The 12048-nt window shown below is 64.7% G+C and carries 8 protein-coding genes; 1 reads left to right on the plus strand and 7 read right to left on the minus strand.

Annotated elements, in window-relative coordinates:
* The 5 genes from ACFWIX_RS01575 to ACFWIX_RS01595 form a co-directional block, all read right to left on the minus strand.
* Entirely contained in the window at window positions 1-2193 is a 2193-nt protein-coding gene (locus tag ACFWIX_RS01575) for an alpha-galactosidase (protein ID WP_377214353.1), read from the minus strand.
* Between the two features lie 127 nt (window positions 2194-2320).
* Complete coding sequence (locus tag ACFWIX_RS01580) at window positions 2321-3652, minus strand: ABC transporter substrate-binding protein (protein ID WP_377214354.1); 1332 nt, start codon at window positions 3650-3652, stop codon at window positions 2321-2323.
* 71 nt (window positions 3653-3723) lie between these two features.
* Window positions 3724-4557, minus strand: coding sequence for a carbohydrate ABC transporter permease (locus tag ACFWIX_RS01585; RefSeq protein WP_377214912.1), 834 nt, complete (start codon window positions 4555-4557; stop codon window positions 3724-3726).
* A 71-nt stretch (window positions 4558-4628) separates the two neighbouring features.
* On the minus strand, window positions 4629-5564 hold the full coding sequence (locus tag ACFWIX_RS01590; RefSeq protein ID WP_377214355.1) for a carbohydrate ABC transporter permease: 936 nt from the start codon (window positions 5562-5564) through the stop codon (window positions 4629-4631).
* On the minus strand, window positions 5551-7614 hold the full coding sequence (locus ACFWIX_RS01595) for a beta-galactosidase (RefSeq protein WP_377214356.1): 2064 nt from the start codon (window positions 7612-7614) through the stop codon (window positions 5551-5553). Before ACFWIX_RS01595 ends, ACFWIX_RS01590 begins: the two co-directional genes overlap by 14 nt.
* A gap of 211 nt (window positions 7615-7825) precedes the next feature.
* Here ACFWIX_RS01595 and ACFWIX_RS01600 point away from each other — a divergent pair, with 211 nt between their 5' ends.
* Window positions 7826-8842: a LacI family DNA-binding transcriptional regulator gene (locus tag ACFWIX_RS01600; RefSeq protein ID WP_377214357.1), complete on the plus strand. Its 1017-nt coding sequence runs from the start codon at window positions 7826-7828 to the stop codon at window positions 8840-8842.
* Between the two features lie 6 nt (window positions 8843-8848).
* On the opposite strand, the gene ACFWIX_RS01605 is transcribed toward ACFWIX_RS01600, so the two are convergent.
* Together ACFWIX_RS01605 and acs are read right to left on the minus strand one after the other, a co-directional pair.
* Window positions 8849-9610: a DeoR/GlpR family DNA-binding transcription regulator gene (locus ACFWIX_RS01605; RefSeq protein ID WP_377214358.1), complete on the minus strand. Its 762-nt coding sequence runs from the start codon at window positions 9608-9610 to the stop codon at window positions 8849-8851.
* Window positions 9611-9753: 143 nt separating this feature from the next.
* Window positions 9754-11760: an acetate--CoA ligase gene (gene acs / locus ACFWIX_RS01610; protein ID WP_377214359.1), complete on the minus strand. Its 2007-nt coding sequence runs from the start codon at window positions 11758-11760 to the stop codon at window positions 9754-9756.
* Window positions 11761-12048 lie beyond the last annotated feature (288 nt).

The following is a 12048-nucleotide window of genomic DNA, read 5'->3' on the forward strand; positions in this document are numbered from 1 at the left end:
CTAGAGTGCCGTGAACTTCAGCAGCAGCGCGTGTTCCGGGTTGAGGATGGGCATGGGGAGTCCTACCTCGGCCAGGAACTTACCGCCGGCGGTTGCGCCCTCGGCAAGCCAGGCCGGCGGCTGGGTCTGCGTGAAGGTGTGGCTGTAGTCGGTGTCGCCAGCGGTGGGGAAGACGGCCTCCACCCGGTAGTGCCGGTCCGGTTCCAGGCCGGGAATGCCAATCCGCCCCGGTTCCTCGGCTGCCGACGTGCGCGTGCTCACCAGGGCGAACAGCGCCGCCGTCGTCCCGGCCGCGGCAGGGGCGCCGGCCACCACGCCGTGCAGCAGCAGCGAGTCGTCGGACACGTCCGCGTGCACCCGGCGGCCGCTGTGGATGAGGTCCCGGTGCTCCTTGTACAGGGCCACCAGGCGCCGGAGTTCCTCGCGGTCCCTGCCCTGCACCTTCCGGACGTCCCATTCCATGCCGAAGTGACCGAACATCGCTGTGATGCCGCGGAAGGACAGGTCGTGGGTGCGGGCGGTGGTGTGGGAGGTGGTGGGCCCGATGTGGCTGCCCACGAGCTCGGGCGGTACCACGGCACCGGTCCAACGCTGGATGGTCTGCCGTTCCAGGGCGTCGTTGCAGTCCGACCCCCAGATCCGGTCCGTCCGTTCCAGGATGCCCAGGTCCACGCGTGCCCCGCCGGAGGAGCAGCTCTCAATTTCGACGCCGGGATGCGCCTTGCGGAGCTCGTCGAACAGCCGGTAGGCGGCCAGGGTCTGCTCATGCACGGAGGACCGGCCCCCGTGGCCGTGCTCCAGCAGGTCGCGGTTCTGGTCCCATTTCAGGTAGCTGATGTTGTTGCCGGCCAGGAGCGCGTCGACGCGGTCGTAGATGTACTGCCAGGCTTCAGGGTTCACCAGGTCGATGACGTGCTGGTTGCGCCACTCCAGGGGCAGCCGGCCGCCGTCTTTGTGCGCCACGGCGGACGGGCCCACAATCCATTCAGGATGCGCCCGGGCGATGTCCGAATCCAGGTTGACCATCTCCGGTTCCACCCACAGGCCAAACTCCATCCCGCGGGACGTGACGGCTTCGATGAGTGGGGTCAAACCGCCGGGCCACAGGGCCTCGTCCACGTACCAGTCGCCCAGGCCGGCATTGTCGCTCCGGCGGCCGCGGAACCAGCCGTCGTCGAGCACGAAGCGCTCCACGCCCAGGTCAGCCGCGGAATCAGCCAGCTCGATCAGGGTGTCCAGGTTGTGGTCGAAATACACGGCCTCCCAGGTGTTGAGCACCACTGGACGCGCCTTGCCGGCGGGCAGGCCGGTGGCGGTGGCAGGCAGCACATGGTGCGGCCTGGACCGGAACCAGCTGTAGAACGCTTCGGTGATGCCGTCCAGGCCGCGGTCCGAGTAAGCCGCGAACAGGGCGGGGGTGGTGTAGCTGCAGCCGGGCGCGAGGATGACCTCTGCGGGACCCAGGAGCTCGGAGCCGCCGATCATGGTGCGGCCGTCGCCGAGGGTGTCGGCGAACTGTTCGTGGTTGCCGCTCCAGGCCAGGTGCGTGGCCCAGACCCTGCCGTGCCGGTTGCCAAAACCGGCGGTTCCGGCGGCAAACAGGAGGGAGGAATCGTGTCCGGTCCGGCCGTGCCGGCCGGTACGGACCCAGGTGCCCTGCTGGATGGGCCGTCGCTGCGGATGGCGTTCCCGGCACCAGCGGCCGGTCAGGTCCAGGAGTTCGACGGCGTCCGGCGCCACCGGCAGGACGGTTGCCAGTTCGTCCACCTGGAAGGGGGCAGTGCCGTCGTTGGTGATGGTGTGGCGCAGTTCCAGCAGGCCGCCGTCGTGAAGCGTCAGCGAGGATTCGACGCTGATGCCGGTGTCGCCGTCGGCCTGGACGATCGTGGCGGTGGTGCCGTCAGCCGTCACGGACGTGGTGCGGAGGCGGGAGGAGAAGTCGAGCCCGGCGGCACCGTCGGTGATCCGGTGGCCGCGCAGCCCCGGCCGGCCGCGCCAGGAGGAGGAAGCCTGCGGCAGCAGGCCGGCGGGGACGCGGGCGTCGATGGCCGAGTGCGGGACGGGTGCGGTGAGGATGGCCAGGTCCGGCAGCGTGGCGCCCAGGTCCGCGCCCCAGTGGATGACCTCAGCCTCCCCGCTGTCGAAGCTGATCACCAGGCTGGTGCCGGCGGAACGGAGGTGCAGGGGATCCATAGCTACTCCTACGAGGATGCCGAATGTGACGGCGGTTTTACCGGAAACAAGGTCACCATCCCCGCACCCGGCGGGGACGGTGACCTTTTTGGTGAGGGAGATAATCCCTTGTGGAGGTTCCCTTTAGTTATTCCTTGACGGGGATCGACTGCGACTTGAGGGAGTCGATGGTCTTCTTTTCACCGTTCTTGAGGGCGTCCAGGAGTGTGCCCTCGCCTCCGGAGGCCTTGCCGAATCCGTCCGAAACATCGGTGTAGGTCTGCGTCATGGTGGGACCCCAGGTGAAGTGCGGGTCGACGTTGGCTGATGCTTCGGCGAATACCTCATAGATCTTCTGGCCGCCGAAGTAGTCAACCCCGCCGGTGAATGCCTCAAGTTCCGTGGCCGACTTGGCTGCCGGGTAAAGCCCGCCCAACTTGTTGGCCAGAGCCAGGGCCTCAGGATCGGTATTCAGCCACAGCGCGAACTTCGCGGCTTCATAGGGGTGCTTGGACCCCTTCAGCACTGCAGTGGAAGAACCACCCCAGTTGCCTGCCGTCTTGCCGCCGTCTTCCCACTGCGGCATGGGTGCCACGGCCCATTTTCCGGCGGTGTCGGGAGCGCCGCTGGCCAGGGTGGAAGCACCCCACACCGCGGAGACCCAGGTCCACTGCTGGCCCTTGTTGAAGGAAGCGTTCCATTCATCGGAGAAGGAAGGCAGCGTCGAGACCTGCTTCTTGTCCAGAAGGTCCTGCCAGTAATTGGCCACCTTTTCGGACTCCCCGCCTGCGAGATTCACTTCCCATTGATCGTTCTCGCTTGAGAACCACTGCCCGCCCGCCTGCCAGACGTTGCCGGCGAACCAGTTGACATCGCTGCGCGGGAAGTTCGTGATGTAGGAACCGCGGGCCTTGATCTGCTCTGCGGCTGCGGCGTATTCATCCCAGGTGGTGGGGACTTTGATGCCTGCTTCCTTGAAGAGGTCCGCGCGGTAGAACATTGCCATGGGTCCGCTGTCCTGGGGAATGGCGTAAACGGCGTCTTCCTCCCCAAAGGTGACCTGGCCCCAGGTCCAGTCAACGAACTTATCCTTGCCGTCAGCCACGCCTTCGCAGGCGGCGATGTTTTCGAGGCCGTCCTGTACCCGGAAGTTGGGGAGCGCGTCGTACTCGATCTGTCCGAGGTCCGGGGCATTGCCGGCCTGCAACTGGTTAAAGAAGTTCTGGTAGGTGCCCGAGTTACCGTTGGGGCCTGTCTGAACCTTCACCTGGATGTTTTCGTTTTCCTTATTCCAGAGATCCACTACCTTGTCCATGCCCGGAACCCAGGTGGTGAAGGTCAGCTCGACCGGACCGGAGGACGGTTCACAGGTTGAGGTGGCTTCTGCTTCTGCGGTTCCGCCTCCGCTTGAGCATCCCGCGAGGGCCAGCGCTGAAGCGATGGCAAAGGCTGCAGTGGCTTTTCCGTAATGCGCGCGCATTTCTGTTCCTATCAAATGGGGTGGTGTCCCGGGCGGGTGCCGCGGAACGGTGAGTGAGGCAGCGGAAGAGGCTATTTGACGCTTCCGGCGCCCAACCCGCTGCTCCAGAAGCGCTGAAGTGCCAGGAACGTTCCGATGAGCGGGAGGATTGAGACGAGCGCTCCGACAATCACCAGGATGCGGAGTTCGGGGATTTGGCTGATCTGGCTGTTCCAGGCATACAGCCCGAGGGTTACGGGGAAGAGCACCTGATCGCGAAGCATGATGAGGGGCAGGAAGAAGTTGTTCCAGATCGCCACAAACTGGAACAGGAAGATTGTCACGAGCGCAGGTGCCATGAGCCGGGTGGAAACAGTAAAGAACGTCCGGACTTCCGAGGAACCGTCGAGCCGGGCGGCCTCCAGCAGTTCCGTCGGCACGCTTGCCGCAGCGTAAATACGTGCCAGATAGACGCCGAAGGGGCTGACCAGGCTGGGCAGGAAGACGGCCCATAGTGTGTTGGTCAGCTTAACTTCGCTGAAAATCAGGAACAGGGGGAGGGCAAGGGCTGTAGCGGGGACCAGTACGCCGCTCAGCACGACATTGAAGATTGCTTCCCGGCCGCGGAACTCGTACTTGGCCAAGGCGTAGCCGCACATGGCTGCTATGACGGTACCCAGCAGGGCGCCGAGCCCGGCGTAGAGCGCACTGTTCGCCAGCCATCGTCCAAAGACGCCATCGTTGTAGGTGAAGAGGTTTCCCAGGTTGGCGAAGAACGTGGAGACGGACTCCGCTGTGAACCACAGCGGGGCCGTGCCTGTGATCTGTCCGCCGGTCTTGGTGGAGGACACCAGGAGCCACCAGATGGGGGTGAGGAAGTACAGCGTAAAGACACCCATGACGAGCATGGCAGCTCCGCGGGACATGATGCTGTGCCGGGGTCCGCGGGAAGTGGCCTGTTCGAAACTCTGTGTCTTTGAAGTAGTCATTGCCGTGCTCATTGGGTGACCTTCCGCTGGGTTGCCTTGAGGAAGACAAAGGACAGGACGAACGTTGCCAGCGCCAGCACCACGGAGAACGCAGCGGCAAGGTTGTAGTTGGGGACAGACGCGGTGGTGTACACCGCCAGATTGGGCGTAAACGTGCTGCTGATGGCGGAGCTGAAGCTGCGCAGGGTCTGCGGTTCAGCCAGGAGCTGGAGCGTTCCGATAATCGAAAACACGCCGGTGAGGATGATGGCAGGAGTGACGAGTGGAATCTTGATGCGCCACGCGATCTGGAAGTTGCTGGCCCCGTCCAACCGGGCCGCTTCATAGATTTCAGTGGGGATCGCCAGGAGGGATGAATAGATGATCAGCATGTTGTAGCCCACGTAGACCCAAGTGACGATGTTGGCCACAGCCCAGAGGACCAGTTCTGCCGAGAGGAAGTTGACTCCTGAGGTGACGGCCTCAAACGGGGAGAGCGTCGGCGAGTACAGGAACCCCCACATGATCGCGGCGATGACGCCGGGCACGGCATAGGGGGCGAAGAATGCGAGCCTGAAAAATTTCTTGCCTTTCAGCAGCGGGGAATCGAGCAGAAGGGCGAAGAGGAGGGCGAGGCCCAGCATGATGGGGACCTGGACCACACCGAAGAGGAGGACGCGGCCCACGGATTCCCAGAATTCTGTGTTCTGGAATACCTGTTGGTACTGCGCCAGCCCGCCGAAGACCTGCTGCGGGCGCCCGAAAGTTCCCTTGCGTTCCACGGTCAGCAGCGACTGCACCACGGCGAAGATGATGGGGACTGCATAGAAAGCCAGGAAGAGAATGGCGAAAGGCGCGATAAAAAGGAAAACCGAGCGGCGCTGCGCGCCGGTTGTCTTCGGTTTCCGGCTTCGGGGCAACCCCGGCGCCGGGGCCGGAGCAATGGTTGGTTTAGTCACTTTCATCATCCTTTTGACCGGTGCGAAGGCCATGGGTTGGGGATTCGGGATTGGCAGTGCGGACAACCCGTACGGCGCCCGCAGGGATGGCGACGACGTGGGAGACGTCCTCGCCCGTAATGAGCTCGTGGCCGTGCACCGCGTACTTGTGCTCCTCATCAGAATGGTTGATGAGGAAGACATAGCCCTCGTCCGTGCTGGAGCGGACAACAACCTCGAGCCCTTGCGGAGAGTCCAATACTGAGATTCCCGACTCACCCACGGCCTCGGCGACAACCTCGCGCATGCCGGCCGGGTCGAGGGCGGTACCGATGTACCAGGCGGTTCCGGCACCATAGCGGTTGCGGGTAACAGCCGGCGTCCCTGCCAGGTGGCCCTCGCGGAACGACGCCCTGGCTTCCGCGCCCTCGAGGCGGGTGGCTTCTGTCCAAAGGGATGCGGTGGATCCGTTGTCCAGGGCCAGCGTCTGGCCTGGTGGCAGCGGATAGAACTCATCGGACCGGATGCCCAGCAGGTTCCGGAACGCGCCCGGATATCCGCCAGTAAGGACCTTCTCGTTCTCGTCCACGATGCCGCTGAAGTACGTGACGACGGCGTGCCCGCCACCCCGCACGTACATCTCCAGCGCTGAAGCCTCGTCCTCGCGGACAAGATAGAGGCCCGGGACGACTGCGAGCTTGTATCCGGAGAGATCAGCACCGGGAGCGACGATGTCGACGGTGACCCCGGTCTCCCAGAGGGCCTTGTACAGGGCATGGACCTGGTCCAGATAGCGCACGTCCGAGGACGGGTGTGATTCCTGGTCGTAGGCCCACCATGCCTCCCAGCTGAAGATCAGGGCGGCCTCTGATTGCACTTTGGTGCCAGCGACTTCCTTGAGCTTCGCCAGGATGCTGCCCAGTTCCAAGACCTCCCGCCAGATCCTTGAATCGGTTCCGGTGTGGGGCAACATGGCCGAGTGGAACTTTTCGCTGCCCTGGACGGAAGCGCGCCATTGGAAGAAACAGAGCCCGTCGGCCCCGCGGGCAAGGTGTGCAAGGGAGTTCCGGAGCATCTCGCCCGGGACTTTGGCGATGTTGCGGGGCTGCCAGTTCACGGCCGAGGTGGAATGTTCCATCAGCAGCCACGGCTGGCCCTGGGCAAGTCCGCGGGTGGCATCGGCGGCGAAGGCCAGCTCCACTATGGGGGAGTCGAGACGGTGGTCAAGGTAGTGATCGTTGGCAATGACATCCATGTGGGGCGCCCAGGACCAGTAGTCCAGGTTGCGGATGTGCGCCGTCACCATGAAGTTCGTGGTGACCGGAACCGTGCTGTGCTCTCTCAGGATCTCCGCCTCAGACCGGTAGTAGCCAAGGAGCTCATCAGAACTAAACCGGTGAAAGTCGAGCACCTGCGTGGGGTTGTTGGTGGAGACCGTGGTTCTCGGAGGCAGGATCTGGTCCCAGGCGGAGTAGCGCTGGGACCAGAACGCTGTGCCCCAAGCACTGTTGAGTGCATCCAGGGTGCCGTAACGGGCGGCCAGCCAGTCGCGGAAAGCAGCGGCGGAGACGTCGCAGTAGCAGAGGGCGTTGTGGCATCCCAATTCGTTTGAAACATGCCATAGCCGCACTGCAGGATGCGAGCCATACCGCCGTACTATTTCGCCCACCAGCCGGAGGGCGTGTTCCCGGTACCGCGGTGAGCTGGGGCACCACGCCTGGCGCCCGCCGGGCCATGCCCGTACCCCTGCGGCCGACTCCGGGAGGATTTCCGGATGAAGGGTAGTCAGCCACGCAGGGGTGGACGAGGTGCCGGTGCCAAGGTTGACGCCGATTCCGTGTGCGTGGAGCAAATCCAGTACCTGGTCAAGACGCTCAAAGGAGTAGGTCCCGGGTGAGGACTCCAGTTCGGCCCAACCAAAAATGTTTACCGCAACGAGGTTAACTCCTGCCTCTTTCATGAGGCGGACGTCCTCCTGCCACACGGCGGGATCCCACTGTTCAGGGTTGTAGTCGCAGCCGTAAACGAGCTGCCCGTTCCCGGAAAGCTCGGCAACTGACGTGTTGGTGGGGTTCAACCCTGCTCCTTCGGCTTGCGACAGACGCGCAAGACGGGGAAGCCCTGGTCTTGGACGCTGTTGTCTCAACGAACTCTGTGAACGTTCCCAGACCGAGGCTGAAGTTGTGATGTGCATCATCTGGGAACGTTCCCAGAGTACGGGGCGACCTGCGACCGTGTCAATGCCTGCGGGCGGACATTCACCGTCCGGACTCCGCTACAGTACAAATATGTCGCTGACACGCACCCGTGCCCGCCGCGCCACCATCAACGATGTCGCGGACGCCGCCGGTCTTTCCAGGGGGACCGTTTCACGGGTCATGAACGGGGAGAAGTACGTCTCCGATGAAGCCAAGCAGGCCGTGGAAGAAGCTATTGCCCGGGTTGGATATGTCCGCAATAGCGCCGCACGCAATCTGGTTACCCAGGAGTCCCGGGCCATTGGGCTGATTATTCACGAACCCCACTTGCTGCTGTTCGAAGACCCCAACATCGGCTCCATCCTGCTGGGCGCCAATGAGGTGCTGTCGAAGGCTGATTACCAGCTGGTTTCGCTCATTATTGATTCCGACCGGGACAGCCGGAGGGTGGCGGATTACCTGCGGGGCGGCCTGGTTGACGGTGCAGTCATCATCTCGGCGCGCGCTTCAGATCCCATTGCGGCAGCCATAGCGGAGATTGGTTTGCCCGCGGCATTTGTCGGCCACCCGGAGGGAACTCCCGCGCTGCCATACGCAGCCATTGACAACGTTGAGGCCGCCCGCAGCATCACCAACAGGCTGCTGGAAACAGGGCGGGAGCAGGTGGGCATGATCGCCAGTGCCTTGGACCGTGACTCGGGAAAGGACCGTCTTGCCGGCTTCCGGGTGGCGATGGGCGACCGCTTTGACCCGAACCTGGTGGTGGAATACCCCTTATACACCTATGCCGCCGGTCTGGAAGGAATGCAGGAGCTGCTGAGGCGGGCCCCCCGCCTCGATGGGGTTTTCGCGGCGTCAGATGCCGTAGCGGCCGGCGCCATGACGGCATTACAGGAGGCGGGGCGGCGGGTTCCGGAGGATATAGGAATTGTGGGTTTCGACGACAGCAGTTGGGCCCTTCGCTGCAGGCCTCAGCTGTCCACCGTCCGCCAGCCGGCTGACCTCCTGGGGAGTACTGCCGCTGAACTGGTCCTGGCGCAGCTTCATGGGTTGCCGGGGACGCCCCGCGTCCTGGAAACGACCATCATGTGGCGGGGATCAGCATAACCGCGCCTAAGCGGCCACCACACGCAGCTTCGCCCGTTCGCCAACGACGCGCCGGGCTTCGGCGGTGAGCCCGGCATCGCTGATCACCTCGTCCACGTCGTCCAGGGCCGCGATGGTGCTGATCCCCAGCATGCCCCACTTGGTGTGGTCGGCCAGGACCACGGTCCGCCGGGCAGCGGCCATGAAGGCGCGGTCCGTCTCCGCCTCGAGCAGGTTGGGCGTGGTGAAGCCGGCACCGGCATCCATGCCGTGGACACCCAGGAACAACAGGTCAAGGTGGAGCTGCCTTAGCGCACCCGTCGCGATGGGACCAACCAGGGCGTCCGACGGCGTGCGTTCGCCACCTATCAGGATCACGGCAGATCCGCCGGGCTGGAAGAGATCGGCGATCCTCATCGAGTTGGTGACCACCGTGATGCGCGGCCCGCCCACCAGTTCCCGGGCCAGCGCCCACGTAGTGGTGCCCGCGCTCAGGCCGACGGCCATCCCTTCCTGCACAAGGGCGGCTGCGGCCACCGCAATAGCCCGCTTTTCGGCGGTCAACCGGGTGGATTTCAGCTCAAACCCGGGCTCGTGCGCGCTGGCGTCCCCGGGAAGTTTCGCACCGCCGTGGATGCGCTCAAGCTTCCCGTCCTCTTCCAGCTGCTCAATGTCGCGCCGCACCGTCATCAGCGACACGCCCAGCTGGGCAGCCAGATCCGAGATCCGCACCACCCGCTCCCGCTGGACAGCATCCACAATGGCCTGATGTCGGGCTGCTGCAAGCATGTGACCGGGTTCCTTAGGGCAGAGGCAGGGGCTGGTCCCAGTCTAGGGTCATCCAAACGCGAAGGAGTGGCAGTTATCCGGAAGCGTGCGTCAAAGGCGAGGAACGAGCCAGCACGCGTAGGATGACTGCCACTCCGCAGCCCCTACTTCCGCAGGGACGCCGCTATCTGGGACATGATGGTCGGGTCCGAGAGGGTGGTGGCGTCGCCGGGGTCGCGGCCTTCGGCGACGTCCTTGAGGAGGCGGCGCATGATCTTGCCGGAGCGGGTCTTGGGAAGTTCCGGCACCACCAGGATGTTCTTGGGCTTGGCGATGGGGCCGATTTCCTTGCCGACGTGGTTGCGCAGTTCCTGGACGGTGGCGTCGCCGTTGTTGACGGCGTCACCGCGGAGGATAACGAACGCGACGACGGCCTGGCCGGTGGTTTCGTCCGCGGCACCGACCACGGCTGCCTCGGCCACGGACGGGTGCGAGACCAGCGCGGACTCGATTTCTGTGGTGGAGAGCCGGTGGCCGGAGACGTTCATGACGTCGTCCACCCGGCCGAGCAGCCAGATGTCGCCGTCTTCGTCCTTCTTGGCGCCGTCGCCGGCGAAGTACATGTTCTCGAACCGGGACCAGTAGGTGTCCTTGAACCGTTCCGGGTCGCCCCAGATGCCGCGGAGCATGGCCGGCCACGGTTCGCGGATCACCAGGAACCCGCCATGGCCGTTAGGTACGGACTCGCCGGTCTCGTCCACCACGTCCACGGCGATGCCGGGCAGCGGAACCTGCGCGGAGCCGGGCTTGGTGGCGGTGACACCGGGGAGCGGGGCGACCATCTGCGCACCGGTTTCGGTCTGCCACCAGGTGTCCACGATAGGGGTCCGGTCTGCGCCGATGACCTTGCGGTACCACATCCAGGCCTCGGGGTTGATGGATTCACCCACGGAGCCCAGGACGCGCAGGGAAGAGAGGTCGTACTTGTCCGGAATCTCCCGGCCCCACTTCATGAAGGTCCGGATGGCGGTGGGGGCGGTGTAGAGAATGGAGACCTTGTACTTCTCCACGATCTCCCACCAGCGGCCCTGGTGCGGGGAATCGGGGGTGCCCTCGTACATGACCTGGGTGGCGCCGTTGATGAGCGGCGCGTAGGCAACGTAGGAGTGGCCGGTGACCCAGCCGACGTCGGCCGTGCACCAGTAGACGTCCGTTTCGGGGTGGAGGTCGAAGACTGCCCTGTGGGTGTAGGCGCCCTGGGTGAGGTACCCGCCGGTGGTGTGCAGGATGCCCTTGGGCTTGCCGGTGGTGCCGGAGGTGTAAAGGATGAACAGCGGGTGCTCGGAGTCATGGCCAACGGCGGTGTGCTCGGTGGAGGCGGCCTCGACGGTGTCCGCCCACCAGTGGTCCCGGCCCTCGGTCCAGTCCACGTCCTGGCCGTTGCGCTTGACCACCACCACGTTCTGCACGGTGTGGCCGGCGGCGGCGAGGGCCTCGTCTACGGCCGGCTTCAGGGCGCTGGGCTTGCCGCGGCGGTAGGTGCCGTCCGCGGTGACCACGAGCTTCGCCTCGGCGTCGTCGATCCGGGAACGCAGGGCATCCGCGGAGAAGCCCCCGAACACCACGGAGTGCACGGCACCGATCCGGGCACAGGCCAGGAGCGTGATGACGGCCTCGGGGATCATGGGCAGGTAGACGGCCACGCGGTCGCCCTTGGCCACGCCAAGGGATTCGAAGGCGTTGGCTGCCTTCTTGACCTCTTCGGTGAGCTGCGCGTAGGTGTAGGTGCGGGTGTCGCCGGGCTCACCCTCGAAGTAGATGGCAACCCGGTCACCGCGGCCGTTTTCCACGTGCCGGTCCAGGGCGTTGTATGCGGCGTTGACCTCGCCGCCGACGAACCATTTGGCGAACGGCGGGTTGGACCAGTCCAGGGTCTGGTCGAAGTCCTTGCTCCAGGTCAGCAGCTCGCGGGCCTTCTTCGCCCAGAACGCGGGACGGTCCGCCGCCGCTTCCTCGTAGTCTGCGGCGGTGACGACGGCGTTCGCGGCGAACTCGGGGGACGGCGCAAAAGCCCTGGTCTCGTGCAGCAGGTTTTCGAAGGCGTCACCTTCCTGGCTGGACTGCGCCTGGACGGGAGCGGTAGCCGCGGAGCTGGTTGCGTGCTGGGACATGTGAACCTCATCATTCATCGATCTTTGCTGCGCGGACCTCCGCCATGGGCCGGGCTCCGCCGCTTGCATGGCAGGGGCCCGCCCGGCGGAATTTCCGCAAAGAGCTGTTCCGGGTTCAAGGGTAATGGCTGCAGCGGCCTGCGTGTGTGCCGTGTCACAAGGCAGCCCGTGAGCGGCGTTTATTAAGCGGTGAATGGTCCGCCGGGGGCTTCGGCGCAGCTTTCGGCCAGAGCAGCCGGGCGCCCGTTCAGCTAGTGATCATGCAGGCTGTTGGCTAGGGTGAAATGG

It is taken from the genome of Pseudarthrobacter sp. NPDC058362 (assembly GCF_042723515.1).
In the GTDB taxonomy this organism is placed as follows: Bacteria; Actinomycetota; Actinomycetes; order Actinomycetales; family Micrococcaceae; genus Arthrobacter.

Coding starts and splice junctions, on each gene's coding strand:
- ACFWIX_RS01575 (WP_377214353.1), bottom strand. CDS start 2,193: ATGGATCCCCTGCACCTCCGTTCCGCCGGCACCAGCCTGGTGATCAGC.
- ACFWIX_RS01580 (WP_377214354.1), bottom strand. CDS start 3,652: ATGCGCGCGCATTACGGAAAAGCCACTGCAGCCTTTGCCATCGCTTCA.
- ACFWIX_RS01585 (WP_377214912.1), bottom strand. CDS start 4,557: ATGTCCCGCGGAGCTGCCATGCTCGTCATGGGTGTCTTTACGCTGTAC.
- ACFWIX_RS01590 (WP_377214355.1), bottom strand. CDS start 5,564: ATGAAAGTGACTAAACCAACCATTGCTCCGGCCCCGGCGCCGGGGTTG.
- ACFWIX_RS01600 (WP_377214357.1), top strand. CDS start 7,826: ATGTCGCTGACACGCACCCGTGCCCGCCGCGCCACCATCAACGATGTC.
- ACFWIX_RS01605 (WP_377214358.1), bottom strand. CDS start 9,610: ATGCTTGCAGCAGCCCGACATCAGGCCATTGTGGATGCTGTCCAGCGG.
- acs (WP_377214359.1), bottom strand. CDS start 11,760: ATGTCCCAGCACGCAACCAGCTCCGCGGCTACCGCTCCCGTCCAGGCG.